At 66.8% G+C, this 24,391-nt stretch carries 23 protein-coding genes and 1 tRNA gene; 6 read left to right on the forward strand and 18 right to left on the reverse strand.

Annotated features, from left to right (window positions below):
- Nucleotides 1-131: 131 nt before the first annotated feature.
- Together ACWEKR_RS16035 and ACWEKR_RS16040 are read right to left on the reverse strand one after the other, a co-directional pair.
- Entirely contained in the window at nucleotides 132-608 is a 477-nt protein-coding gene (locus ACWEKR_RS16035; protein WP_452355089.1) for a DUF4254 domain-containing protein, read from the reverse strand.
- Between the two features lie 110 nt (nucleotides 609-718).
- Complete coding sequence (locus tag ACWEKR_RS16040; RefSeq protein ID WP_452355140.1) at nucleotides 719-1,144, reverse strand: VOC family protein; 426 nt, start codon at nucleotides 1,142-1,144, stop codon at nucleotides 719-721.
- 151 nt (nucleotides 1,145-1,295) lie between these two features.
- Here ACWEKR_RS16040 and ACWEKR_RS16045 point away from each other — a divergent pair, with 151 nt between their 5' ends.
- Nucleotides 1,296-2,270 (forward strand): GlxA family transcriptional regulator, encoded by a 975-nt coding sequence (locus ACWEKR_RS16045; protein WP_452355090.1) that lies wholly within the window; start codon nucleotides 1,296-1,298, stop codon nucleotides 2,268-2,270.
- Between the two features lie 293 nt (nucleotides 2,271-2,563).
- Entirely contained in the window at nucleotides 2,564-4,420 is a 1,857-nt protein-coding gene (locus ACWEKR_RS16050; RefSeq protein ID WP_452355091.1) for a DNA/RNA non-specific endonuclease, read from the forward strand.
- A 26-nt stretch (nucleotides 4,421-4,446) separates the two neighbouring features.
- On the opposite strand, the gene ACWEKR_RS16055 is transcribed toward ACWEKR_RS16050, so the two are convergent.
- From ACWEKR_RS16055 to ACWEKR_RS16070, 4 genes are all read right to left on the reverse strand, one after another.
- The gene (locus tag ACWEKR_RS16055) at nucleotides 4,447-4,905 is read right to left on the reverse strand and encodes an SRPBCC family protein (protein ID WP_452355092.1); all 459 of its coding nucleotides are present in this window, start codon (nucleotides 4,903-4,905) and stop codon (nucleotides 4,447-4,449) included.
- Nucleotides 4,906-5,279: 374 nt separating this feature from the next.
- Nucleotides 5,280-6,506, reverse strand: coding sequence for a cytochrome P450 (locus ACWEKR_RS16060; protein ID WP_452355093.1), 1,227 nt, complete (start codon nucleotides 6,504-6,506; stop codon nucleotides 5,280-5,282).
- The gene (locus ACWEKR_RS16065; protein ID WP_452355094.1) at nucleotides 6,503-6,721 is read right to left on the reverse strand and encodes a ferredoxin; all 219 of its coding nucleotides are present in this window, start codon (nucleotides 6,719-6,721) and stop codon (nucleotides 6,503-6,505) included. Before ACWEKR_RS16065 ends, ACWEKR_RS16060 begins: the two co-directional genes overlap by 4 nt.
- Before the next feature lie 3 nt (nucleotides 6,722-6,724).
- The gene (locus ACWEKR_RS16070; RefSeq protein WP_452355095.1) at nucleotides 6,725-6,850 is read right to left on the reverse strand and encodes a hypothetical protein; all 126 of its coding nucleotides are present in this window, start codon (nucleotides 6,848-6,850) and stop codon (nucleotides 6,725-6,727) included.
- Between the two features lie 139 nt (nucleotides 6,851-6,989).
- Between ACWEKR_RS16070 and ACWEKR_RS16075 the strand changes: the two genes are divergently transcribed.
- Nucleotides 6,990-10,154, forward strand: a complete 3,165-nt coding sequence (locus tag ACWEKR_RS16075) for a BTAD domain-containing putative transcriptional regulator (protein ID WP_452355096.1) — start codon at nucleotides 6,990-6,992, stop codon at nucleotides 10,152-10,154.
- 62 nt (nucleotides 10,155-10,216) lie between these two features.
- On the opposite strand, the gene ACWEKR_RS16080 is transcribed toward ACWEKR_RS16075, so the two are convergent.
- The 8 genes from ACWEKR_RS16080 to ACWEKR_RS16115 all read right to left on the reverse strand — a co-directional run bounded on the left by ACWEKR_RS16080 (nucleotide 10,217) and on the right by ACWEKR_RS16115 (nucleotide 19,180).
- Complete coding sequence (locus ACWEKR_RS16080) at nucleotides 10,217-10,861, reverse strand: DUF4097 family beta strand repeat-containing protein (protein ID WP_452355097.1); 645 nt, start codon at nucleotides 10,859-10,861, stop codon at nucleotides 10,217-10,219.
- A gap of 47 nt (nucleotides 10,862-10,908) precedes the next feature.
- Nucleotides 10,909-11,670 carry an ABC transporter permease gene (locus tag ACWEKR_RS16085; protein WP_452355098.1) on the reverse strand — a complete coding sequence of 254 codons (762 nt, stop codon included), beginning with the start codon at nucleotides 11,668-11,670 and terminating at the stop codon, nucleotides 10,909-10,911.
- Nucleotides 11,667-12,662, reverse strand: coding sequence for an ATP-binding cassette domain-containing protein (locus ACWEKR_RS16090; protein WP_452355099.1), 996 nt, complete (start codon nucleotides 12,660-12,662; stop codon nucleotides 11,667-11,669). Before ACWEKR_RS16090 ends, ACWEKR_RS16085 begins: the two co-directional genes overlap by 4 nt.
- A 127-nt stretch (nucleotides 12,663-12,789) precedes the next feature.
- On the reverse strand, nucleotides 12,790-13,851 hold the full coding sequence (locus tag ACWEKR_RS16095; RefSeq protein WP_452355100.1) for a 2-hydroxyacid dehydrogenase: 1,062 nt from the start codon (nucleotides 13,849-13,851) through the stop codon (nucleotides 12,790-12,792).
- Entirely contained in the window at nucleotides 13,848-14,942 is a 1,095-nt protein-coding gene (locus ACWEKR_RS16100; protein ID WP_452355101.1) for a pyridoxal phosphate-dependent aminotransferase, read from the reverse strand. The genes ACWEKR_RS16095 and ACWEKR_RS16100 overlap by 4 nt, the downstream gene beginning before the upstream one ends.
- 168 nt (nucleotides 14,943-15,110) lie before the next feature.
- Nucleotides 15,111-16,529 carry an MFS transporter gene (locus tag ACWEKR_RS16105; RefSeq protein WP_452355102.1) on the reverse strand — a complete coding sequence of 473 codons (1,419 nt, stop codon included), beginning with the start codon at nucleotides 16,527-16,529 and terminating at the stop codon, nucleotides 15,111-15,113.
- 148 nt (nucleotides 16,530-16,677) lie between these two features.
- Nucleotides 16,678-18,468, reverse strand: coding sequence for a choline/carnitine O-acyltransferase (locus ACWEKR_RS16110; RefSeq protein WP_452355103.1), 1,791 nt, complete (start codon nucleotides 18,466-18,468; stop codon nucleotides 16,678-16,680).
- Between the two features lie 394 nt (nucleotides 18,469-18,862).
- A complete protein-coding gene (locus ACWEKR_RS16115; protein ID WP_452355104.1) occupies nucleotides 18,863-19,180 on the reverse strand; it encodes a hypothetical protein in 318 nt (105 codons plus the stop codon).
- A 170-nt stretch (nucleotides 19,181-19,350) separates the two neighbouring features.
- Between ACWEKR_RS16115 and ACWEKR_RS16120 the strand changes: the two genes are divergently transcribed.
- A complete protein-coding gene (locus tag ACWEKR_RS16120) occupies nucleotides 19,351-20,505 on the forward strand; it encodes a type III polyketide synthase (RefSeq protein ID WP_452355105.1) in 1,155 nt (384 codons plus the stop codon).
- Nucleotides 20,506-21,319: 814 nt separating this feature from the next.
- Nucleotides 21,320-21,847: a CAP family protein gene (locus ACWEKR_RS16125; protein ID WP_452355106.1), complete on the forward strand. Its 528-nt coding sequence runs from the start codon at nucleotides 21,320-21,322 to the stop codon at nucleotides 21,845-21,847.
- 156 nt (nucleotides 21,848-22,003) lie between these two features.
- Here ACWEKR_RS16125 and ACWEKR_RS16130 read toward each other — a convergent pair.
- Nucleotides 22,004-22,077: transfer RNA gene (locus ACWEKR_RS16130), tRNA-Ile, on the reverse strand.
- 112 nt (nucleotides 22,078-22,189) lie between these two features.
- On the opposite strand from ACWEKR_RS16130, the gene ACWEKR_RS16135 reads away from it, so the two are divergent.
- The gene (locus ACWEKR_RS16135) at nucleotides 22,190-22,639 is read left to right on the forward strand and encodes a nitroreductase/quinone reductase family protein (RefSeq protein ID WP_452355107.1); all 450 of its coding nucleotides are present in this window, start codon (nucleotides 22,190-22,192) and stop codon (nucleotides 22,637-22,639) included.
- Here the strand turns inward: ACWEKR_RS16135 and ACWEKR_RS16140 are convergent.
- From ACWEKR_RS16140 to ACWEKR_RS16150, 3 genes are all read right to left on the reverse strand, one after another.
- Nucleotides 22,624-22,785 carry a hypothetical protein gene (locus ACWEKR_RS16140; RefSeq protein WP_452355108.1) on the reverse strand — a complete coding sequence of 54 codons (162 nt, stop codon included), beginning with the start codon at nucleotides 22,783-22,785 and terminating at the stop codon, nucleotides 22,624-22,626. The two genes, ACWEKR_RS16135 and ACWEKR_RS16140, sit on opposite strands and share 16 nt — an antisense overlap.
- A gap of 64 nt (nucleotides 22,786-22,849) precedes the next feature.
- The gene (locus tag ACWEKR_RS16145) at nucleotides 22,850-23,842 is read right to left on the reverse strand and encodes a zinc-binding dehydrogenase (protein WP_452355109.1); all 993 of its coding nucleotides are present in this window, start codon (nucleotides 23,840-23,842) and stop codon (nucleotides 22,850-22,852) included.
- A gap of 80 nt (nucleotides 23,843-23,922) precedes the next feature.
- Complete coding sequence (locus ACWEKR_RS16150) at nucleotides 23,923-24,348, reverse strand: hypothetical protein (RefSeq protein ID WP_452355110.1); 426 nt, start codon at nucleotides 24,346-24,348, stop codon at nucleotides 23,923-23,925.
- Nucleotides 24,349-24,391: the final 43 nt, after the last annotated feature.

The raw sequence follows: 24,391 nt of genomic DNA on the forward strand, positions 1-24,391 counted from the left end.
GCCGCGCGAGAACGCGCGGATCGCCCTGCCACCGTCGATGACGCTGACCAGCGCATTCGACCGACTCGGTGGCCAGGTCCTGCGCAGCGCGGCACGGATGCCCGCCGCGCCGCCCACGAGGCTTCCGAAGATCATTCCGTCCCCGCTGTCCGTTTCGCCGGGAGACGACGGCGGCCGTCCTCGACGGCACGCACCAGATCCGTGTAGGCGATCTCCAGTTCGGCCAGCCGGGTCCAGGCCGCGTGCATGCGCTCGCCGCCCGGGTCGTCGTTCATCAGCAGATAGAACGCTTCTTCCGCGACCGCCGCCATCCCATCGATCACCTCGCCCAGGCTGGCGTCGTGCAGCCGGACTCCCGGCGCGGCGCGCGGCAGGTGCAACGTCGCCCACGTGTCGATCCGGTCGACCAGCTCGGTACGGCGTCGCCGGATCTCGACCTCGTCGCGCGCGTCGTCGCGGCACTGGCGGTGCAGTTCGGTCAACTCGCGCGCCCACCGGCCGACCGGGCCCTGCACGTGCTGCCCGCCCAGCGCGCACAGCAGAGCGCTCGGACTCGGCAACGCCGCGTTCTCGGACAGCTTCCGCGGTCGAGCACGCTGGACCAGCATCGGCCTACCTCCCCGGCACGACCGCACCGATCGCGCGGCCGGTCGTCCAAGCCTTCATCAGGACAGCGTTCATTCCGGATCCGGCATGCCCGCTGTGGGCGCGCGCAAACTCACAGGGGCGCAGTCAGTTCGAGATGGATACCGTCGGGGTCGGAGAACGACAGGATCGCGATCCCGAAATCCGCCATCTCGGTGATCTCGCCGTGTTCGATGCCTGCCTCGGACAGGCGAGCGGCGGCGGCCACCAAATCGTCCCGCGCGGGAACGGTGAAGCTGAGATGGTCCAGACCCACCCGTTCCGAGTCGAATCGGTCGGTCGGGGCGGCCACCGGCCGCAGGCCCAGCAGCATGCCGTTGGCCTGGAACACCACGCCACCGAACAGCCGCATCGGATCGGTGCGCACCGCCGGATCATCCGGGCTGCCGGGGGATTCGGCGGCGATCGGGAAACCGAGTACGTCTCGGTAGAAGGCACGAGACCGAGCGATGTCGGTCACCGTCAACCGGATGTGGTGGGTTCCGGTCGTTTCGATCATGGTCACGCGAACTCCCAGCAGACAAGGTACGGCGGGCTCGATCGGCTCGCCGGGCAGGTAGTGCCGGTCGCGAGCCGTCTGGCGATGACGGTAGGACAGAATCGCGCCGGAACCGAGTGTCGTGAACGACATCTTCGGTACCGTTTCCGACATGGACGTCGTCGTCTTCGTCGTGGACGGCGTAGCCGACTTCGGTTACGCCGCTCTGCTCGAGACCTTCAACACCGCCAATGCCGTGCGCGCCGAACTCCCCGGCTCACCGGAGCCGTGGCGGGTGCGCAGCGCGTCGTTCGGCGCCACGGTGCAGTCGGGTCACGGCAACACCGTGCCGACCATCCCGCTCGATGAGCTCGGCGACGACTTCGAGCTGATGATCGTGCCCGCGGTGAATGTTCTGGAGGCCGCGGCGCTGGTCGACCTCGTCTCCGCCCCGGCCAGCCGTCCCGTCCTGGACCGGCTGATCGCGGCCCGCGACCGGGGAGCTCATCTCGCCGGCGCGTGCACCGGAACGTTCTTCCTGGCCGAGGCGGGCGTGCTGGACGGCTCCCCCGCCACCACCAGCTGGTGGCTGGGCCCCAGCTTCCGGCGCCGTTATCCGCGGGTCGAGCTGGATGAGGGCCGCACGCTGTGCCGCGGCCGTGGCGTCAGTACCGCGGGCGCGGCGCTGTCGCACATGGACCTTGCCCTGTCGCTGATCGCCGCGACGAGCCCGGCGCTGGCCGAGCGCGCTATGCGCTACCTCGCCGTCGGCGCGGGACGACCGCAACGCGAGTTCATCGTTCCCGAGATCATCGCCCGGGGCGATTCGGTCACCGCCGCCTTCGAACGCTGGGTCCGCGCGCACCTCGGCGACAATTTCCGGATCGCCCAGGCCGCCCGCGCCATCGGCGTCACCGAACGCAGCCTGCAGCGGGCCACACACGCCGAACTCGGCATGTCCCCCACCGAATTCGTGCACGACATCCGCCTGGAACGCGCCGTGCATCTGCTGCGCACCACTTCGCTCACGGTGGACGCGGTGGCCGCCAAGGTTGGCTATCTGAACGCCGGGACCCTGCGCGGTTTGTTCCGCCGCCGACGCGGCATGTCGATCTCCGAAATCCGCATGACGCGCCTGTCGTACTGAGTCCGCGATCGCCCTCGCGGCACCCGAGGCGGAGGCGCTGTACGCCGACGTGGGCCGTTTCGGGCGCCGGTCGATCACCGCGCCCGGCTGATCCCGCTCTTCTCGGCGGCGCATCCTCCGGCGACGGCGACAAGCTCTCGCCGAACGTCGGTAAGGGCGACAGCGGACTTTTAGCACACCTTCTTTTCGAGTAGTTCGCTACTCGTGTGCGGACGACGCCGTGACCCGACGATGGCGAAAGCAGGTGCGACGACGACGTCTCACCACAGCGAACCTCGAACACGGAGTCACCCATGCCTGCGAAAAAGAACTCATCCGCCCGCCGGACGCCCGCCCGGAAAGACGATCTTCGCACCGCACTGCGCAAATTCATCCGCAGCAAAGGCGAGAATTTCCTCGAAGATCCCAATATCTCCTCGATCGGCATCGGCTACAAACAAGTCGACGGAAAGCCGACCGGTGAGATCGCGGTGCAGTTCACCGTGAACGAGAAGGTGTCCGAGCCGGAGGAACTCGAAGCGCTCGGCACGTCGACGATTCCGGAGACCGTCACCGTCGACGGGATCGAGGTGCCGACCGATGTCCTGCAGCGCAAATTCGAGCCCGCCTTCCGGCTGGTCGCCGAAGCGGTGGCGCCGGAGCGCAAGACGCGCCTGGATCCGATCGTTCCCGGAATCAGCGTCGCCCACCCCACCGGCACAGCCGGAACGATCGGTTGCGTGGTCTACGACCGGGACGACGGGACGCCGTACGTACTGAGCAATTGGCACGTTCTGCACACCTCGGCGGGCAGGCTCGGCGACGATGTCGTGCAGCCGGGGCCGCGCGACGACAATCGCATCGACCGCAATCGGCTCGGCAAACTCGTCAGGTCCCATCTCGGTACGGCCGGCGACTGCGCCGTCGCCGTCATCGAGAACCGGCATTTCAGCGGCGAAGTCAGCGGGCTCGGCGTCGTGCCGGACCGCCTCGGAGACCCCGAACTGGGTGACAAGGTGATCAAGAGCGGCCGGACCACCGCGGTCACCCACGGCATCGTGCGGCGCGTGGACGTGGTCGCCAAGATCGACTACCGCGGCGTGGGCAGCAAGAGCATCGGCGGCTTCGAGATCGGACCGGACCCCGGCCGTCCGCCGTCCGACGGCGAGATCAGCAGCGGCGGCGATTCCGGATCGGCGTGGTTGTTCACGCTACCCGACGGCACCACGAGCACCGTCCTGGCCGGATTGCATTTCGCCGGGGAAACGGGCTCCGACACCGACGAGCACGCGCTGGCTTGCCTACCGCAATCGGTGTTCGAGAAGCTCGGCATCACGTTGACCCCGCCCGCCCCGGAAGAAGTCGCGGTCGTCGCCGGATACGATCCGCATTTCCTCGCGTCGCCGATTCCGCTGCCCGAGGTGGACGCCGAGGTCCGCCCCGACGTGGCGACCGCGCTCGACGGCGCGGACGTCCTGCACTACACGCACTTCTCCCTCGCGATGCGCCGCTCGCGCCGCTTCGCCATCTGGGTGGCCTGGAACATCGACGGAGCCTCGATCAAGAAGCTCTCGCGGAAGAAGATCGACTTCGTCAAGGATCCGCGGCTCGACGCGGACGCCCAGGTCGGCAACGAGCTGTACCGCGACAATCGGCTCGATCGCGGCCACCTCGCGCGCCGCGCGGATCTGCTCTGGGGCAGCATGCCCGAAGCGGCGAAAGCCAACAAGGACTCCTTCTTCTACACCAACATCACCCCGCAGATGGACGACTTCAACCAGAGCATGCGCGACGGGCTCTGGGGACGGCTCGAGGACGCCGTCTTCGCCGACGCCACCGTCGACGACCTCAAGGTCAGCGCGTTCGGCGGCCCGGTCTTCACCGCGGACGACCGGGAATTCCGGCAGGTCCGGATCCCGCGCGAGTTCTGGAAGGTCATCGCGTTCGAGGACAACGGCGAACTGAAAGCCCGCGGCTTCCTGCTGAGCCAGAACCTGGATCAGCTGGAGGCGCTCGATCTCGACGAGTTCCGTGTCTTCCAAGTCCCGTTGACCGAGATCGAGCAGCGCGCCCGCTTCCATTTCCCGCAAGCGCTACGGGACGCCGATCTGCAATTGGCGCCGGAAGAAGTCGCCGCTCCGTTGAACACGGCCGCGGACATCCAGTGGTGAGCCCGGACCGGTTCGATACGTGACCGCTATACCGCGCGCGATTGCGGGGGCGCGGTGAATCCTTCGGCGAATTCGATGAAGTTCTGCACGACGGTTTCGCTCTCCCGGCGGACGCTGCGCTTGAGGAGAAGTCCCGGCAGCAACAGGGAGGAGTGCAGCTCGGTGTGATACCACACCTGCGATCCCGTGCGATCGACGGACACTTCGAACCACCCGCCGCCGCCGAGACCGACACAGCTGTCCATGACCTGCCAGGACACACGGTCATCGGTCCAGTCGTATTCGAGCACCTGCAGGTCGGACCGGCCCAGCAGCGTCTCGGCGGTCACGTAAACCCGCTGTGGCCGCCCGGATTCGTCTCGGGTGGCCACGCGCGCATCCGAATACGTCGACCATTCGGGGAGCATTTCGATCGCGGCGACCGCATCGAAGACCTGGCCGGGATCGACGGCGACGGTGAAATGTATATCCGTTTTAACGCGCATAACTCCTCCACCCCCGGTTCCAACCCGGCCGATTCTGCCCGGGGCGGTTCGCCTCCGTCAACCCACTCTTACGCCGCAATCACCGGCTATGCGCGAACGCCGATGTCAGGAGCTCCCCAGGGTTGAAAATAGGTAGTCAGCTACCCGCAGGCTATTGACCGGTAGAATAGTTACCGGCGAGTATCAAAGTAGGTTCCCAGACTTTCGCCGCCGCCACCGCGGCAGCGATATGCCGACCACCGCCACAGCCGTTCGGCGATAGCCGGGAATACGCCGCGGGAGCGCCGAGCGGCCAGGTCCGCACGGCGCCGTCCCTGCCCATTCGCCGGCTCGCAACCCACTCGGCACCTGCCCGACGCCATCGGGCACAGCTTTTACCCGCCCGATTCCGTCCAGGTGACCGGCAATTCGTGGACGCCGTAGATATTCATGTCGGTCCTGAGCCTCACCTCACCCGCGGGGATGGCGAGCTCGAGGGTGGGGAAGCGGCGCAGCAGTCCGGCGAAACCGGCGCGCATCTCGATGCGGGCCAGTTGCTGGCCGAGGCATTGGTGGACGCCGTGGCCGAAGGACAGATGACCACGCGCCTTGCGATGGATATCCAGGGTGTCGGGGTCGTCGAAGCGCTGGGGATCGTGGTTGGCGGCCAGCAACGAGACGACGACGGTCGACCCCTTGCCGATCGTCTCACCGCCGAGTTCGATGTCGTCGGTGGCGTAGCGGTAGAAGATGTCGGCTACGGACAGGTAGCGCATGAGCTCCTCGACGGCGTCGGGGATCAGCTCCGGGTCGGCGCGCAGTTCGGCCAATTGCCCGGGATGCTCCAGGAGCGCGAAGGTGCCCAGTGCGAGCATGTTGGCGGTGGTCTCGTGTCCGGCGAGCAGCAGCAGGAAGGCGATGCCGGTCAGCTCCTCGATGGTGAGGTCGTCGTGGCGAGCCAGATCGGACAGGATGTCCTCGCCGGGTTCGCCGCGCTTGGCCATGACCAGTTGGGCCAGGTAGGTGGTCATCGCACCGTACGCGGCCATCTTCTCGTCGAGCGACTGATCCTTGACCAAGAACTTGGCGGTGTTGATCTGGAAGGTCGCCCGGTCCGCGTAGGGGACACCGAGCAGTTCGCAGATCACCAGCGAGGGCACCGGCAGGGCGAACTCCTGGACCAGGTCGACCGGTGGGGCCAGGCGCGCCATCTCGTCCAGTTGCCGCTCGGTGATGTCGATGATGTGCTCTTCGAGCTGCTTCATGCGCTTGACGGTGAACGCGCCGATGAGCTTGCGCCGCAGCCGCGTGTGGTCGGGGGGGTCCATGGCGATGAACAAGCCGGGCGTCTGCGGGGACGGCTCGGTGGCGACGGGCATGCCGGGCGTCTCGTAAGGCACATGGACGATGCCGATGTCCTGGCGGGAACTGAACCGGGTGTCGGCCATGAGCCTGCGGACCGCGTCGTAGCCGGTGACGAGCCAGCCCTCGTGCCCGTCGGGGAAGACCATCGGACTGACCGGGCGAGCCTCGCGCAGCCGGGTGATCTCGCGGGGCGGGTCGAACGGACCCGCGTCGCGCTCCAGGGGTAGGCCGTGCGGGATGGGAACTGGTCGACTCATCGGTTTTCCTCTCGTGGTGATTGCTCGACGATGGTGATCGCGCCGGACGGGCACACCTGGACGGCCGCACGGACGGCCGCCGCCCGCTCCGGCGCGGGTGTGGCGTCCAGCGGCACCACCCGGCCGTCCTCGGTGTCCTGGTCGAATACTTCGGGGGCGGTCAGCACGCACATACCGGCGCCGATGCAGCGCTCCCGATCCATCCTGAGTTCCATCGGTTACCCCTCCGCCCAGGCGACCTGATGGGAACGCGCGGCGTATCCGAGGGCGTCCGCGTCCAGTGCGAGAATCGTCTTGTCCGCGTATGCCTTCGGCCGCTCCGAAGCGATTGCTGAACTGTTCACCCGAACACTGTCGCCGGCCAAGCTGATACCGGCCTGACACCGGCCTGACACGTCCACTGACACGTGTCCGTCGAAGCGGTTGTCACCGGGGGGACGGGTGGCGCCGCCGACCGTCGATCGTCCACGGCAGAATGGTCCGGTGCTGATCGGGATGCTTGGACCGCTCGAGATCCGACTGGAAGACGGCGGATCGATCGAGGTGCCAGGCGCTCGGCTACGGGCGCTGGTGATCGCCCTCGCGCTCGAACCCGGTCGCGCGGTCCCGAAAACGACGCTGGTCGATCGGATTTGGGGCGAGCAGCCACCCGCCGACACGGCGAACGCCCTGCAGGCACTGGTCTCCCGCCTGCGAAGAGTGCTGCCCGATGGGTCGCTGGACGGGCAGGCGGGCGGATACCGGCTGGCGGTGCAACCCCGCGCCGTCGACGCCGTGCGTTTCGAACAGCTTCTCGACCAGGCCCGTGGCGGTGACGACGCGCATCGGGCCGCACTGCTGCGCGAAGCTCTCGACCTGTGGCGTGGGGCGCCGATGCAGGACGTCGGCCTATCCGACAGCGCAGCGTTCGACGCGGTGATCGCCCGGCTCGAGGGGCTGCGCCTGGCCGCCATGGAAGATCTGTACGAAGCGGAGATCCGTCTCGGCCGGGGCACGGAGCTGGTCGCCGAGTTGACCGAACTGGTGGCCCGGCATCCGGTGCGGGAACGGCTCGTCGCCGCGCTGATGCGTGCGCTCGCCGCCGCAGGTCGTGGCGCCGAGGCGCTGGTCGCGTACCAGCGCGCACGGGAGGCACTCGCCGACACGCTGGGCGTTGATCCCTCTCCCGAACTGTCCGCTCTGCACGTCGCGCTGCTACGCGGCGAAGTGCGAGCGGAGAAGACCGACCCGAAGACGAACCTGCGGGCCGAGTTGACCAGATACGTAGGCAAATACGCCGATATCGCAGCGGTACGCGAACTCATCGCCGACCATCGGCTCACCACGCTGACCGGACCCGGCGGCTCGGGAAAAACCAGGCTGGCCCTGGAAACCGCGCGCACCATGCTCGACGACCTCCCGGACGGGGCCTGGCTGGTGGAACTGGCGTCGGTCGGCGCGAGTGGCGACGTGGCGCAATCGGCGCTCGCCGCGCTCGGCCTCCGGGACGCGCTGCTCGGCGGCGCGCCGAACGCCGAACCGATGGACCGCCTCGTCGCGGCGATCCGCGAGCGCGAGACCCTGCTGATCCTGGACAACTGCGAGCACGTGATCGAGTCCGCCGCGGCATTCGCCCACCGGGTGCTCGGGGAATGCCGGCGGCTGCGGATCCTCGCGACGAGCAGGGAACCGCTCGGCATCACAGGTGAGGCGTTATGGCAGGTCGAGCCACTTGCGTTGCCCACGGAGGACGCGGATCCCGGCGAGATCGAGTCCTCTCCGGCGGTTCAGCTGTTGCGGGACCGGGCCGGGGCGGTGCGCAAGGATCTCGCGGCCGATGCCCGCACACTGTCGACCATGGCTCGCGTCTGCCGGGCGCTCGACGGAATCCCGCTGGCGATCGAACTGGCCGCGGCCAGGCTGCGCACCATGTCCCTCGATCAGCTCGCCAACCGCCTCGATGATCGTTTCCGTTTGCTGACCGGCGGCAGCCGTACCGCGATCCCGCAGCACCGGACCTTGCGCGCGGTCGTCGACTGGAGCTGGGAGCTGCTCACCGACGCGGAGCGGATGGTCCTGCGCAGGCTCGCGGTGTTCTCCGGCGGCGCGAGCCTGGAGGCGGCCGAGCAGGTCTGCGCGGGGATCGGGCCCGAAGAGGACGGAAAGAACGCGGCGGTAGAGCAGTGGGAAGTGCTCGAGCTGCTGACCGCGCTGACCGAGAAATCGCTGCTGCTCACCGCCGGGGACAGCGGGCCGCGCTTCCGGATGCTCGACACGATCAAGCAGTACGCCTTGGACCGGCTCGTGGAAGCGGGGGAATCCGAGCAGGCGCGCCGGGCGCATATCGCCTATTTCACCGAACTCGCCGACGCCGCGGAGCCGCGCCTGCGCCGGGCCGACCAGTTGGCGTGGCTCGCCACGCTCGAGGCCGAACACGACAACATCGCTGTCGCGATGCGCGGCGCCCTTACGGCCGGCGACGCGACCGGGGCGACACGGCTGGCGGCGGCCGCGGGCTGGTACTGGTGGCTCAGCGGGCACAAGGCCGAGGGCATGGAGCTGATCACCGCGGCCGCCGACCTGCCCGGCGAAGTGGACGACGAGATCCGGGCCAGGGTGTACGGGCTGGTCGTGCATTTCCTGGTCTCGGGGCCGAACGACGAACAGCAAGTCGCGGAATGGATCCACAAGGCATACCGGTTGAGCCGACGCAGTGAAAGCCGGTACCCCCTGCTGGGGTTCGTCGTCGCGATGGAACGCATGCTGGAGGGTCCGGACGCGTTGCTGCCCGCCTTCGAGCCGCTGCTCACCGACGACGACCCCTGGGTGCGGGCGCTGGCGCGGCTTCAACTGGGCAAGGCACGGATCGCGCTCGGCCAAGAGGGACGGGAGGCGGACGAGTATCTCGAGACGGCGCTCGCCGAGTTCCGGGCGATCGGCGAGCGCTGGGGGATTTCGTTCGCGCTCACCGAGGTGGCGAATCGAATCGCCATGCGCGGTGCGTTCGCCGGCGCGTGCGAACATCTCGACCAGGCGATCGGGGTGGTCACCGAGGTCGGCGCGATCGAGGACGTCTTCCTGATCCGGGCGCGGCAGGCTCAGCTGTACTGGCTGCTCGGTGATGCCGAAGCGAGCGCGGCCGCCATGGCCGAGGCGCAGCGGTACGCGGACCGGTCCGCCTGGCCGAACGCACTGGCCACACTCGCCCTGACGAAAGCGGAGCTGGCCCGGTGGAGCGGCGACACCGAGCAGGCGTACCGGCAGATCGACCTCGCGACAACCCTGCTCGGCGGTGATGCGGAGCAGAGTTACATCCAAGCGGTGACCCACGACCTGCTCGGCTACCTCGCGGACGATCTCGACGAAGCCCGCGAACAACGAGCCGCGGCCTTCCGGGCGGCATCCGCCACGGGGTATTCGCCCCTGGTCGCCCAGGTGCTCGTCGGGGTCGCGGATCTGGCGCTGCGCGACGACCAGGACGAGCAGGCGGCGCGTCTGCTCGCGGCCAGTGCCCGAGTGCGCGGACTGCCCGATCGTTCCCAACCGGATGTGGGCCGGATCGAGCAGACAGCACGACGTCGCCTCGGTGAGACACGATTCACCGAGGCGACGAGGGAGGGTGCGCAGGCGAGCTGGCGTGAACTGGTCGAGACGACACTCCTTTCTTGATCGTGGCGGAAGCCGGCCACGCGGTGCACGACGCCGTTGGGCGTGTGCCGGCGCTGGGTGCGCTAGGCGGCGGTGGCGTGCCGGATGATGATGTTGCCGTAGGAGTTGCGCGCGTAGACCCGCACGACGTCCTCGTTGTCCTGCGACCGGCCGATCGGTTGCACCTGGTTGTGCACGGTGCCGTGCTCGGCGTTGGTCTCCAGCCATGCCGCGCTGCCCGGGCTGATTCCGACCCGCAGCTCGCCCATGGAGGTTTCCAGCCGGAGCACGCCCCGGGATGCTTCGCCGATGTGGATGTCGCCTTTGGCGGTTTTCGCGGTCACCGAGCCGCGCGGGCGCTCGACAGTGATGTTCCCGGCGGACATCCGCAGATCGCACTCGCCGAGTTCGCCCGAGCCCAGCAACCGGCCCACGGCGGCGGTGCCCTTCAGCTGAGAGCCGGTGGGCACCTCGATGGTCACCTCGATGGACGGGTTACCGCCGAACGGGGTATAGGTGCGCCAGTCCTTGGACGTTCGCACGGTCAGCGTGCCTTCGCGGAAATCGACCTGGGTCTGCTCGGCGGCGCGCACGTCACCCCGCTTGGCCGCATCGGCAGGCCGGACTTCGACGACGGTGTCGGCACGGTCCGAGGCGATCACGGTGACGCTTCCGGAGAGCACGTCGACGGCGACGGTGATCGGGTCCGGTGTCTCGAATGTGGGCATGGCTGTCTCCTTCGGAAAATGGATTCGATATGGGGTGATGCGCGTGACTACACGCGCTTGTCGAACGTGGCTCTCGACCACAGGTATCCGACGATGGCGAACCCGGCGCACCAGGCGAGCGCGGCGGCCGTGTAGCCGCCGGACGGGTGTCCACCGAGAAACCCGCGCAAGGCTTCGATGATCGGCGTGAACGGCTGATACTGCGCGAACTGCCGGATACCCGGTCCCATCTGGTCGGCGGGCACGATCGCGCTGCTGACGAACGGCAGCATGATCAGCGGCACCACGGTCATACCCGCGGATTCCGGAGTCTTCGCGGCCATGCCAAGCGCGACCGTGAGCCAGGCGGCCGCGAACGAGGTCGCCGCCATGACGCCGATCGCACCGAGCCAGTGCAGCGCGGTCGCGGGCGATCGGAATCCCAGTGCGAAGGCCACACCGAGCACGGCCGCGATGGCCACCACGTTGGTCACTACGGTGGCGGCGACGTGGCCGGTCAGCACCGCGCCGCGGGAGACGCTCATGACCTTGAACCGGTTGATGACGCCCTTCGCCATGTCGGAACTCACCGATACCGCGGTGCCGGACAATCCATAGCTGATGGCCAGCAGGATCATGCCCGGCGTCGCGTAATCGATGTACTGTTCGCCGACATCGAACGCGTTCCCGAAGACATACACGAAGATCAACATCATCACGACCGGCATCAGCGCCGCGTTGAAGATCGTGACCGGCGTCCGGGCGATGTGCTTGAAGTTGCGCCGCAGCATGATCGACGAATCGGCCAGCGGTGCGGGAATGGTGCTCATTGTGCGACAACCTCCGTGGTGGCGTGACCGGTCAGGGCGAAGAAGACATCGTCGAGGTCGGGTGTGTGGACGGACACCTCGTCGGCCTCCACCGAGTGCTCGGCGAGCCGATTCAGCAGGTCCCGCAGTGATTTCGTCCCGCCGTCGCCCGGCACCCGCAGGGTCAGGGCCTCGTCGTCACGGGTGGCGGCGGCCAGGATGCGCGCCGCCGCGTCCAGTTCCGTGATGCCTGCGAACCGGAGCCGGATGTGGCTGCCGGGCACTCGGCGCTTGAGGTCGTCGGGAGTGCCTTCGCCGACGATGCGGCCCTGGTCGAGCACCGCGATCCGGTCGGCGAGCTGATCGGCTTCCTCGAGGTATTGGGTGGTGAGGAAGATCGTCACACCGCCTGCCGTCAGTTCCCGCACGATTTCCCACATAGTGCGGCGGCTGCGCGGATCCAGTCCGGTGGTCGGCTCGTCCAGGAAGATGATCTCCGGTTTGGTCACCAGTGTCATCGCCAGATCCAATTTCCGGCGCATACCCCCGGAATAGGACGATGCCTGCTTTCGCGCCGAGTCGACCAGATCGAACCGTTCCAGCAATTCGGCGATCACCCGCTTGCTCTCGTCGGCCCGCAGGTGGTGCAGATCCGCCATCAGCCGCAGGTTCTCTTCCCCGGTCAGCAGGTCGTCCACCGCCGCGAACTGGCCGGTGACCCCGATCGCCGCGCGTACCGCGTCGGGCTCGGTCGCGATATCGCGCCCGGCGACGCGCGCCGTGCCGCCATCCGCCTTCAGCAGCGTGGTCAGCACGTTCACCGTCGTCGTCTTACCCGCCCCGTTCGGACCGAGCAGAGCGAAAATCGTCCCGGCACCGATATTCAAATCAATGCCATCGAGGATCGTTGTGTCCCCGTATGCCTTGCACAGCCCGGAAGCTGCAATTGCTGTGTTGTTCACACGAGCACTGTCACCGGTTCGACTGATACCGGCCTGACACCGGCCTGACATGTCCGCTGACACGGTGCCCGACCGACGAACCGGCGCCTGTATCGACTACCGACGCCGCCACCGCTGACGCCCCTGATCCGGCATCGTCCGCGAGGTGTCATCCCGGCGCGCAGACCGACCCACTCCCTCAGCCCGGGCCGACTGATTCGACCTCGTCACGAGTCCTGGGGCGCACCGGCAACCACTGGGCATGGTCACGGAAGCCAGGGTTGACGACTCGTGGATCCTCCCCGGTGGAGAGAAGATTCCCGATGGACTCGACGTTGGCCTCGAGCATCGCGCGGAAGGACTCTTCGGTAGCACCGGCCGCGTACGGCGTGACCAGAAACTTGGTATTGTCCAACGCGAGCAATCCGAGGGGATCGTCCTGTGCGGCAGGCGCGGGAACGATGTAGTAGCCGTCCATGGCAGCGGCCGCGAGGCGACCGTCCATCAGCGCGGCTCGCAACGACGCCGGATCCACCAGGTCCGCTTCGGAAGTATTGATCAGGATCGCGCCTGGTTTGACGGCAGCAAGCTGCGCATCATCGATTACCCGGTCGGTCTGCGGGCCGTATGAAGCATGAAGGCTGATGACATCGGACTCGGCAACCAGCTCGGACAGCTCGACCCGGCGAGCGGCGATCTCTCGTTCCAGTTCCGGTTTCGCTGTCCGGCTCACGTAGATCACTCGCATCCCGAACCCACTGGCCGCTATCCGGGCGACGATCGTGCCGATGGCCCCCATACCAACGATGCCGAGCGTCTTCGCATGCAGGTTGCGTCCCTTGCTCTCCTGCCACCGACCGGCCTTCGTTTCCATCGCCAGATCCGTGATCCCGCGCCAGGCATCGAGCATGAGCCCGATGGTGAATTCCGCGACCGCACGCGCGTTGGCCCCGGGCGCGTTGGTCACCGCGATTCCCGCCGTAGTCGCCGCAGCGGTATCGATGTACGCGTGATACCCGACACCCAGGAACGCTATGACTTTGAGGTCGTCGGCAGTGGACAACGCGGCGGCGGTCGCCCGTTCCAGACCACCGAGGATGTAGGCATCCTTGCCCACCAGCGCACCCGCCAATTCGCTTTCGGATAGCTCGGAGCCACGAACTTCGACTTCGAGATTCTGTTGCCGCAGCCATTCCATATCGGCTTGCGTCGGTGCGCCCCCGGTGAGCAAGGCGCGATAACGGCTCGATCGAGCGTTCATGGTCGCGCGTCCTTCGCGGCGAGCCGGATCGCGGTGTCGCGCAGCAACTGCGCGCCCTCCCGCACGAGTTGCGGGTCGCGGGCCAAGGCGACGCGAACGAAATTTCGCCCGCGGTCCGGCTGTTTCCAGAAGAAGTTCGTTCCGGGTAGGACGTGCACGCCCGCCCGAATGGCCTCGTGGACGAAGTCACCGCAATCGAGCCCGTCGCGGAGAAGCAGCCAGTCCACCGAAACCGGCGATCGCATGTCGGTGATGAATTCCAACGGTCCGTCCGGCAGGATCGACCGCAGGATGGACCTGTTCTGCAGCACAACTGGCAGGACACTACGCTCCACACCGTTCCTCGAGCTGTCCTCGATGAATTCCGTCAGCACCCGCAGATGGAAAGGAGAGACGCTCTGCAACAGGTCGTCGTGCAGCCGGTACATGTCTTTGTACATATCCGGACTGCATACCGTCAATCCGACCTTGATCTCACTGGTCGGCCAAGTTTTCCCCGTATCTTCGAGCACGATATACGAGATCCCGGATCCCTCCAGCACCTCGTACTGGGACCAGCCGATCGGAACGGGGGAAAAGAAACGAAACGACGAGTCGAGAACCAGGGTGCAACCGCGGTCGGCGCAGCACTGAACCAGTGTCCTGAACTCCGGTTCGGACAGCGTCCACCCGGTGGGGTTGTTCGGCGAGACCAGCCAGACCACCGCGGGTTCCAGCCGGGCAATCGCCCTCGGCAGGTGTTCGACCGTGCAGTCCTGCTCCGACAGCGGCACCAGCTCGACATTCTCGCGGCGCAGGATGGACGAAATATTGTCGAACACCGGCTCGATCAAGGCGACTCGCTTGCCTGCCCGAGCGCAGTGGCTTACCACCATCGTTATCGCGGAGGACGCGGAGTACGACAGCATATACCTGGAGACATCCTGATGCATCGGCTCTCCGGCCAGGCGCAGGAAGGCGGCGAGGAACGCCTCCTCCAACTCGGACTGCGATTGCTTTCGCGCCTCGTAGAACAGCTCTGGGAACCGTTCGACGATCTCGATCTGCGAGGCTGTCAGCGGTTGACGACAATGGGCGTCCGACAGGTTCACCGCTCGATCGAGACTACGTCTCTCGTATGTGGTACTGGTCGTGCGCCCGAGCGGATTCGGAAGATTCGAACAGTGCGTACGAATAGATGTCACGGTTGGTAAACCTTCCAGATGGTAGTTGCAACTAGAACGCATGGCTCGTCGGCCACAGGAGTCGCATTCGCGAAATCACACCGGGCGCCGACTCCATGGCGAGCCCTTGGGCGCACGCGGCGGCGGAATCCTGGTCCACGGTGTCGAAACGCGTCGCATTTCGGAACGCCCCGGCTCGGCGGCTTCGGAATTCGAGGACGATACTGCCGAGAGGTCCGCTCGGTCATGGTCTTCGAGAACCGGCGGATTCGCCGTCTTCTCAGAGGTGCCATTTCCCTCCGGCGTGGCGTCGAGTGAACCATAGAGGTTGTCGCCGAGGGCAGCGTCCAGTATCCGCTTCGTCGCGCGGACGACGAGTGCTCGGCTCACTTCGTCGGGCGCCCCGGGCGTGGGGGCGGCACGCGCCGCGATGCGGCCCAGCCCGATTCCCGCGACGATTCCGATTGCGGCCGAGGACAGGAAGCCTCCCGACGAACCGGCGAAGTCGACGGACTGACTCGCCACGATGCTTCCCAAAGCCACGCCGACCCACATCAGGCTGGCATGAAACCCGAGGGCCTCGCCGAGGGCATCCTCGGACACCACAGCATTCATCCGATCGCCGCTGGCCGGGAATACCGCACCGGCCAGAGCGCCGACGGTGAAAACAGCTATGCCCAGCTCGACGGGCCCGGGTGCGAAGGTACAAGGCAACACCCCGACTCCGAGTCCTACCAGCAGAACATACGGCGAAATGGGTTTGGAGATCGCGCCGTAGCCGTACCCACCGGCCACGGCGCCGGCCGCGCCGATGGCCAGCATCAGTCCGATCGAACTCTTGGCGTCGAAATCGTGCATCACCGTGATGACACTCAGTTCCTCCGCACAAAGGACGGCAGCGGCTGCGGCGTAGCCGAGGCACGGCGCCACGAACCCGGTTTTCAACCAGAGTCGCCGCGGGGCACGCCGTGACACTCCGCTCGGATCGGTGCGCAGCGGCGGGTTCTGTCGCAATAACACGACCCCGCAACCCACGGCCACCAATCGCACCACGAGCAGCACCGCCGTCGTGTCCCACATGGTCAGTGCCGCGACAGCCAGCGGCGGTCCGACCAGAAGCGAGACATCCGCGGTGACCTCGTACGCGGCGAGCGCCGGTCGCCGCTCCTGTTCGGTCGTGGCGATCGTGATGGCCTGTTTCGCGACGTTGATGACCGGTATCTCGAACCACCCCGCCAGCGCCGCGAGCAGCAGCAACACCGGAAACGGAGCGAATGGCGCGATGAGCCAACACATCCCGTTCACCAGGATCGCCGGAGCCATGGTGGCCCGCAAGCCCGATCGATCGAGCCGCGGGCCGCGCCGCAGCTCGGTGCCGGCCATACACAGGTAGACCACCGTACTCAAGAGGCCCGCGGCGCCGTAGGAAAGGCCCAACGTATGCCGCACGTGCATTACCAGCAAAAGGGATTGGGAGTTGAGAACAGTCCGGAACAGTAGACTCAACAGAATCATATTCCGAACTGTCCGATTTCCCAGCAGTTCTCGATAGGCTTTCATTCCCACTCACATCTCGGAGTGGAACCTTCACTCCTGCGGGTGATCGGCGCTGTTGTGCGTCGCTCGGTCACGTAGCTCACTCGGCAGCATGGACACGCGAATGCTAGGCGACGGAGGTCGCCTCGAGCAGGTCGCACAACTCCGGGATGGCGACCGAAATCTCGTGCGCGAACCGGCGCATATCCTGTTCGATGCTCCTGGGTGCGCTGAGAAACATGTCGAAGCCGCCGGGCTGCACGAGATAGCCGATCCCGATGCATCGGTCGCTCGTGGGCCCGAACCCGAAGTATCGAACGTTCACCGACGACACGGCGCTGGTGCTGAGATAGTCGTCCCGCAGAATCCGCCAGCCGGGCGATTCGTAGAGCGGGTGCGGTTTGTCGCCGTGGTGCCGCTGGATTCGCAGCAGCTCCGCCAGATGCCGTTCGGGAGCGCGACCCGCCTGACAGTCTCTGGTGTTCGCGACATGGGCCTGCGCCGCGGCACGTAGCGCTTCGGCCCGAGCGCCGGATGTGGCTTTTGAGTCGCTCATCAATCCCACGAAGCGAACGACTTCGGGGGTGACCGCCCGGAGGGCCTCCGTGCGGCCGTGGCGGTAATGCCGCACGGCAACGGATTCGTAGGTGGAGCCGAGCAGTCCCCTGGACCGTTGATGGGCCAGTTGGTAAGCCACTTGCACCAACGCATCCGGGGAGATTCCGAGACGTTTGGCGGTGTCCGCGCCGAAGTCGTCGAACGTCACGACCTCCGTGGCGGTATCGCCCGCCTGCGCCGCGAAGTCGGCCGAGGCTTGCCGGATCTCCTGCCGCAGCTGCTCGTCGAGCCGGAATTCGATCGGTGTCAGCACCGGCGCTCGGCCGGGCTTACCCGTTGCGACGGCTGTCGTACCGGTCAGGATCGCGTCGCAGAAGCCTGCCACGGTGGTTCCGTCCAGCCCGGACTCCTCGATGTTGACGCCTGCGCGGCCATCGGCGAACACGATGAATGTCAACGCTTTGTCGTACCAGCGGTTCCCGCCGTCCCCATGCATGAGCTGGTCACAAGCCGAGCGTTCGTCTCGCGGCGCGAAGTCCTCGAGCGCCAGGCAGAACAGCGCCGTTTCGATCGTCTCGAGTGCGGCGAGATTGTCCGGATCCTCGACGAGGACCTGCCGGATCCTTGCCCATGCCGCGCGCGGTTTCGTGGTCAGCGCTCCGGGGAACAACTCCCCGTCCGCCTCGGCTGCCTTGATCGCATCCAGTCCGGCGATCACGTCCTCGATGCGATGCGGGGTGCCGTCAGCTGCGAAAATGTCCATTCGGAACGCATGATGCCGGAAGAGGACGACGATGTGCCGGGCCGTCGACGGGCCGGGGTCCGCGGCACTGTAGACGGAGCGCACGGTATCGGATTCGATCCCGGGGATCCTGGTGGTGGAGAACAGACACCTGTTCTGGTGCATGGACTGCGGCCGTCCGCGCAGCAGCACGGGCGACACCATCTCGGCGTCGAGTTCGGATTTGTACGCGGCGGCGCGCACGATCAGTTCGGCGGCACGTTCGAGTTGCCCCCGCTCCGAGTCCCGGAACAGGAAAAAGGAATTCGCGTTGAACGCGATATTGTCCCGGTAACCGAGATGGCGAGACTTCCAGAATGCGTCGAGCCAACTGTGCACGCCCGGCGTCCGATCGAATCGCTCGATTTCACTCTGCCACTTCCGCGCCGGACTGTCCGGCGCGAGGAACTGCTCCACGCAGGCTGCCGTGGCAGCGAATTCCGCATCGGTCAGCAACGGCGAGCACCGCTCGAGAAACCGCTCGCAGGTTTCCGCCAGCCCTGGGATGGGGAGCCGCGGTAATCGATCATCGTAATCCCATGTCCCGACGGACATCTCAGCGGCGAGTCGCTCGTTCACCCGTCAGAGTGTCCCATCGCCATCGCGGCAGCTGACTCCAACACTGGGAATGCCGGGAAGGCTATGACCGACAGGGCGGCAAACCATCGGCTGTGGTCCGGGATTCGAGCACCCCACTCGTTCGAGACACATGGGTCGCTATTCATCGGATGAATCTACCGAATGCGGACAGGCGCCTCGAACACCAGCGATCGCCTATCCCAGGCGTTCATGGCGCAACTCCGATCATGGCAGCGCAGCGCAACGAACGCGGCGCCGACCGATCGAGCCCGGCGGAGCCCGAGAGCGTCCGCCAAGCGTGACCGATCACCCGACGCGCCGGGCGGGCGCAGCCACCCGGCACAATCGAGTCACCGCGTTTCCGAGCATCGCGCCCGAGTGCGCGTTGCCGCGGTCAGGCGCAGACGCGATTGAGTTCGTCGGTGTAGGGGTTCAGGTCGGTGACGTTCTCATCCACCAGCGCGGCGGCGTAAGCGGTGATGACCTCCCGCTCCGCACCTTGGGCCACAACGGCCAGGCCGCTCAGCCGGTCGGACAGCGCTGTCGCGGTCGCGTCGTCCAGGGTGCCACCGCTCGTGTCGATCGCGACGTTGATCAGCTCGATGGCCCTGGCGCATTGGAGGGACTGAGCGTGCGCGGGCGCGGCCGGCAGGAAGAGCAGAGCGGCAGCGGCCGCGGACAGCGCAGCGGCGAAGGACGTCGACTTGATCATCATTTCCTCTCAGAGTGTCGGCGTGATCGTAGCGCCGCGTTGTGCGGATCCGGAATTTTCGGACACAGGGGGTGGGGATCCACCCCCTGGGGGGCCTAGTTGCTGTCCATTTGCTATTCGAGGATGGGGATGCGCGTTCCCCATCGCACCAGCTAGGAAGAACGGATTCCATGCCAATCGCCACCGACCGGACGCTTCTCACCCGCATCGCCGAGCATCCGATTCCCTCGACACCGCCGACGACAGTGCCCGTCATCGCAGCGATCGCGACCGGTGCGCCCGGCCGGGTCCTCGACCAATCCGTCGCAGCGGACTGGATAGCCGAGCGATTCACCGATCCAGAGCAGCAGAACCGGATCAGACGCATCTTCCGCAAAACCATGATCAACACCCGGCACTTCGCAGTCGACCCGCTGGATTACCCGCTTCCCGCATCCGGCGGCGGATCAGCGCTGATCCAGGATCGCATGCACCTGTTCTACCGCCACGCCGCGCCACTGGCGGTCGATGTGGCGCGGCGCGCGCTGGCGGGCATCGACCCGAACGACCTCGGACTTCTCGTGTTCGCCACGAGCACCGGCGTGATCGCCCCCGGCGTCGACGTCGCGGTCGTCGAACATCTCGGCCTGCCTCGTTCGGTCGCTCGCCTGGTGGTCAACTTCATGGGCTGCGCGGCAGCGATGAACGGAATCCGCACCGCCTCGGACTTCGTCCGGGCCAACCCGGACAAGAAGGCGATGGTCCTGTGTATCGAGCTCAACTCGGTGCACGCGGTCCCCGTCGAAGACATCGACGACGCGGTGGTCCACAGCCTGTTCGGCGACGGGTGCGGCGCGGTGGTCATCGGAGCGCACCCAGGGCCGGAGCAGGCCGAAGCGGGGACGATCGTCATCCGGGACAGATTCACCCACCTGTTCGAGGCCACCGAGGACGGCATCGCGGTCGGCGTCAACCACGACGGCATCACCTGCGAGCTGTCGGAGAACGTGCCCAGGTACATCTACGACGGCGTCGCTCCCGTCGTCGGAGAAATGTTGCGCCGCAACAACTTGCGACAGTCCGACATCCAGGCGTGGGCGATCCACCCGGGCGGCCCGAAGATCCTGCTCGAATCCGCGCGATCACTCGGCCTCCCGCCCGAAGCCGCGGCGACGAGCTGGCAGGTCCTCGGCGAATACGGGAACATGTCGAGCGTCTCCCTGATCTTCGTGCTCGAACGGATCGCCGCTCGAACAGAGCCGGACAACCCGACCTCGACCGGCGTCGCCTTCTCCTTCGCACCGGGAGTCACGATCGAGGGATTCCTCTTCGACGTCGTCCATTAGTGATGGCGCTGCCTCTCACCCCACCCGTCCACCGAGCCCCCGCCGCCGACAGCGACCTTCCCGAATTTTCCAGCTCAGAAGTACTTTGCGGGACGGGCGAGGCTCGAACGGGCGGAAGCCTCACCCCGTTCGGTGCCGCGAAGGTCGGCACGAGCGAAGGGGAAGGCCCGAGTACAACAGAACCCCCTCAGCGTCGAATCCGAGAGGATTCTTGCGTCTATCGGGGCCTACAGTCCTCGACGTTCCAACAGCCAATCCGTAGCGGCCTCGACGTCATTGGCTGGAACCTTGCGCGTGTAGTACCTGGGCAGAGTCACCCACCGCAGGCGACGCACGCCCCGCACCGGCCGCCCAGTCCACCCGCCGTACTCACGCCTGAGCGCATACGCCTTTCCGCAGCCCGCAGGAGCTGGCAGTAGCAGGGCTACTTGCTGACGCAGCCGAAACCAGCGACCCGACCACACGGTGCGCCCCCTCGACATCTGCGGTAGATCCATGACGGTCCTCATCGGTTGCAGTTGACACTCGATAGTCGACAAGATCGACATCTCGACCCATCGAAACCACGGCGAGAAGGCCCCTCCTCGGCCGGATAGCGTGAGCCCGGAGCGGTGGTCCTGCGGAGGAAGGGTCAGGGGATGGACAGCCGAGTTGTAGACCGGCTGTAGACGTGGTCCGGAATCAGCCACGGGAAATCACCCTCGCAGCGAGACCCGGTAGGCTCACCTGATCCCGAAACCCTCACGGCGTGTGAGGGTTCCAAGGTCTGCGTGTTCGCTTCTGTCGTGTCCTAACTTTGCCTCAGGAGGTCGTCGTGCGTGTTGGTCGGTTGGCATCGGTTGTTGCGGCGGTGATGCTCGCCGCGTTCGTCGCCGGCGGAGGCACGGCCGCCGGACAGAGCGATTACGCGCAGACCGGGCTCACCCTGCACAACCAGTACCGGGCCAAGCACGGTTCCCCGGCCATGACCTCGACCCAGAACCTGAACAACCTGGCCGACCAATGCGCGAAGTATTACGCCCAAAAGCGCGCGATCGATCACAGCTGCCCCTACAAGAACGGGGCCGGGGAGAACCTCGTCGGGGGCCAGGGCAACTGGGACGCTGTCTCCTTTGTCCAGATGGGCACGAAGATGTGGTACGACGAGATCAAGGACTACGACTTCAACAACCCCGGATTCAGCATGGCAACCGGGCATTTCACGCAGGTCGTGTGGAAGGCCAGCACCCGACTCGGTATCGGGTACGCCTCGGAGAACGGCTGGACTGCCGCCGTCGCTCTCTACAACCCACCCGGCAACGTGCAGGGGCAGTTCCCCCAGAACGTGGCACGCCCGCGCTGAGCCGAGCCTGTCCACGGCGATCCCTCGGCCATAGCGCGACTTCTCTGGTGGATGTTCCCGGGCCCCTGTAGCCACGAAGAAGCCCGGCAGCAATATCGCTGTTCTAGATCGGAACCTCTCCAGAAAAACAAAAACCCGCTGGTCAGCGGGTGTTTGTGGGGCGGGCGGGGCTCGAACCCGCGACCAATGGATTATGAGTCCACGGCTCTAACCGACTGAGCTACCGCCCCGCGCCGCGGGGGACCGCAGGCGTTGGGGATGCTACCGGGTCCGGCGGGTCGGGGACCAGTCGGTGTCGATGGCATAGGGTGGGTGGGTCGGAAACTTACTGGAGGGTCAGGTATGGCCGGTCTGTTCGCGAAGGTGCTGAAGGCGCATCAGTGGGTGTACGAGAACAGCGGTGGGCTGGTGGGGCATCGGCTGCTGCTGGGGAATCCGACGCTGCTGCTGCGAACGGTGGGGCGCAAGTCCGGCAAGGAGCGGACTTCGGCGCTGACCTACGCGCGCGACGGCGGGAACTATCTGGTTACGGCGTCCAACGGCGGGTCGCCGCGGCCGCCGGGGTGGCTGGCGAATCTGAAGGCGCGACCGGAGTGCGAGATCCAGGTCGGGCGGCGGAAACTGACGGTGCGGGCCCGGGCGACACTGCCGGATGATCCCGAGTACGCCCGGCGGTGGGCGCTCGTCGACAAGGTGAACAAGGGTCGCTACAGCGCCTATCAGAAGCTGACCAAGCGGCCCATCGCGGTCGTGGTGCTGACCCCGGCGGAGCGGGGTCAGCCCTCGCGGTAGTCCTCGTCCCAGTCGTCGTAGTCCTCGGCCTCGTCATGGTCGTCCCATGGCTCGGCTTCCTTCGGTGGCCGGCTGGCGAACTGCACGACAGCGACCACGAAGCCGAGGACCACGATGACGATTGCGACGATGAGCAGAGTTTCCACCCCGGCACCCTAGCGCTGTGACCGGGACCGCGCACTACGTCAATTGTCCAGTTCGCCGCTTTATTCACACTGTTAACAAAGTGCGCCCTAATGCTGCCCGCGACTCGATGGCGGCATGTGCCCGATCGGCTGCGTCGAGCGGGAAGGTCTGGCCGACGACGACCTCCAAACGCCCGGCGGCGACCTCATCCTGGGCGCGCCGGGCCAGCGCCTGCCAATCGACGTCCGCGCCGGTGATGTCGAACAGCCCGTAGACGGTGACACCGCGCGCCGCGGCGGCCTCCCGGTCCAGTGCGGCGAATTCGCCTGCGGCAGCGCCGTATCCGAGGAAACGCCCGCCATCAGCGACGACCGTCAGCGCGGCCTCTCCGAGTGCGCCGCCCGCACCGTCGAGCACCACGTGCGCGCCCGTTCCGGTGGCGGCCCGCGCCTTCTCCGCCCAGTCGGGCGCGGAGTAGTCGACCACCGCGGTCGCGCCGAGTCGCTCGGCCAGTTCCAGCTTCTGCGCGCCGCGCGCGGCCGCCACCACGTGCGCGCCCGCCGCCCGGGCCAGCTGGATCAGCAGGACGCCCAACCCTCCGGCCGCGGCGGTGATCAAGACCCACTCCCCCGGCTGGACGGCGGCGCGGTCGAACACGGCCAGCGCGGTCCTGCCGTCGTGGGTGAGCGCGACGGCCTGCGTCGCGGTCAGCCCGTCGGGCAAGGCCATCAGCGTGTCCGCCTTGGCGAGCGCTTTCTCCGCGTATCCGCCGATCGGCAAGCCCCCGCCGATGCCGCTGGCGGCAGTGGGCGTCGACACTCGCTTGCCCACCCAGGCGGGATCGACGCCGGGACCGACCGATGCCACCACCCCGGCGACCGCGCCGCCGGGCACGTAGGGCGGCTCGATCGCGAAGAAATCGGTTCCCCAGCCCGACCGCAGCCGGGTGTCCAGGAACATCACGTCCGCGGCGGCCACATCGATGACCGCCTCTCCCGGCCCGGCCGCCGGATCCGGTAGCTCGCGCACCTCGAGCACTTCCGGTCCGCCGAACTCACTGGCTTGCACAGCCCGCATGACACATCCTTCGTCGTTTCTTGCCGTCTCGGACGAAGATCAGCATGAAACCTGAAGCTGTGTTGAGGTCAAATCCTGCGTCAGGAACCGCCGCCGCAACTGGAACTGCTGCCCCCGCCACAGCTGGAGCTGCTGCCCCCGCCGCAACTGGAACTGCTCCCGCCACCACAGCTGGAACTGCTTCCGCCACCGCAACTGCTACCGCTTCCGCCGCCGCAGCTACTGCCATGGTGATGATGATCGTGATGGTGGTGGCGATGCCCACCGCCACCGCTGTGCGGCTGGTCGAATCCGCCGAACAGACCGGCGCCGCCGGCCGCCCAGAACGGATCTGTGGAGCCCCCCTCGTTGGATCCCCCGCTTCGGTGACCGCCCCACCCACCATAAGGTGGCGGCGGCAGGAACCGGTCACGCTGCGAGCGGATGATGACGACCACGACGATGATCGGCACCGCCACGAGGAGCAGCACCATCAAGAGGACGAACAGAAGGATGAGTGCGCTCATGTCAGAACGGTAGCGGCGCATCGGCGCGCACGTACAGTGAACT

Source organism: Nocardia sp. NPDC004573 (assembly GCF_053602135.1).

Excerpts from the sequence above, each read along its gene's own strand:
- ACWEKR_RS16055 (WP_452355092.1), bottom strand. The coding sequence starts at position 4,905 with ATGCGCGTTAAAACGGATATACATTTCACCGTCGCCGTCGATCCCGGC.
- ACWEKR_RS16045 (WP_452355090.1), top strand. The coding sequence starts at position 1,296 with ATGGACGTCGTCGTCTTCGTCGTGGACGGCGTAGCCGACTTCGGTTAC.
- ACWEKR_RS16085 (WP_452355098.1), bottom strand. The coding sequence starts at position 11,670 with ATGAGCACCATTCCCGCACCGCTGGCCGATTCGTCGATCATGCTGCGG.
- ACWEKR_RS16135 (WP_452355107.1), top strand. The coding sequence starts at position 22,190 with ATGGCCGGTCTGTTCGCGAAGGTGCTGAAGGCGCATCAGTGGGTGTAC.
- ACWEKR_RS16065 (WP_452355094.1), bottom strand. The coding sequence starts at position 6,721 with ATGGAACTCAGGATGGATCGGGAGCGCTGCATCGGCGCCGGTATGTGC.
- ACWEKR_RS16050 (WP_452355091.1), top strand. The coding sequence starts at position 2,564 with ATGCCTGCGAAAAAGAACTCATCCGCCCGCCGGACGCCCGCCCGGAAA.
- ACWEKR_RS16095 (WP_452355100.1), bottom strand. The coding sequence starts at position 13,851 with ATGAACGCTCGATCGAGCCGTTATCGCGCCTTGCTCACCGGGGGCGCA.
- ACWEKR_RS16060 (WP_452355093.1), bottom strand. The coding sequence starts at position 6,506 with ATGAGTCGACCAGTTCCCATCCCGCACGGCCTACCCCTGGAGCGCGAC.
- ACWEKR_RS16145 (WP_452355109.1), bottom strand. The coding sequence starts at position 23,842 with ATGCGGGCTGTGCAAGCCAGTGAGTTCGGCGGACCGGAAGTGCTCGAG.
- ACWEKR_RS16035 (WP_452355089.1), bottom strand. The coding sequence starts at position 608 with ATGCTGGTCCAGCGTGCTCGACCGCGGAAGCTGTCCGAGAACGCGGCG.
- ACWEKR_RS16115 (WP_452355104.1), bottom strand. The coding sequence starts at position 19,180 with ATGATCAAGTCGACGTCCTTCGCCGCTGCGCTGTCCGCGGCCGCTGCC.
- ACWEKR_RS16090 (WP_452355099.1), bottom strand. The coding sequence starts at position 12,662 with ATGTCAGGCCGGTGTCAGGCCGGTATCAGTCGAACCGGTGACAGTGCT.
- ACWEKR_RS16120 (WP_452355105.1), top strand. The coding sequence starts at position 19,351 with ATGCCAATCGCCACCGACCGGACGCTTCTCACCCGCATCGCCGAGCAT.
- ACWEKR_RS16105 (WP_452355102.1), bottom strand. The coding sequence starts at position 16,529 with ATGATTCTGTTGAGTCTACTGTTCCGGACTGTTCTCAACTCCCAATCC.
- ACWEKR_RS16150 (WP_452355110.1), bottom strand. The coding sequence starts at position 24,348 with ATGAGCGCACTCATCCTTCTGTTCGTCCTCTTGATGGTGCTGCTCCTC.
- ACWEKR_RS16040 (WP_452355140.1), bottom strand. The coding sequence starts at position 1,144 with ATGATCGAAACGACCGGAACCCACCACATCCGGTTGACGGTGACCGAC.
- ACWEKR_RS16080 (WP_452355097.1), bottom strand. The coding sequence starts at position 10,861 with ATGCCCACATTCGAGACACCGGACCCGATCACCGTCGCCGTCGACGTG.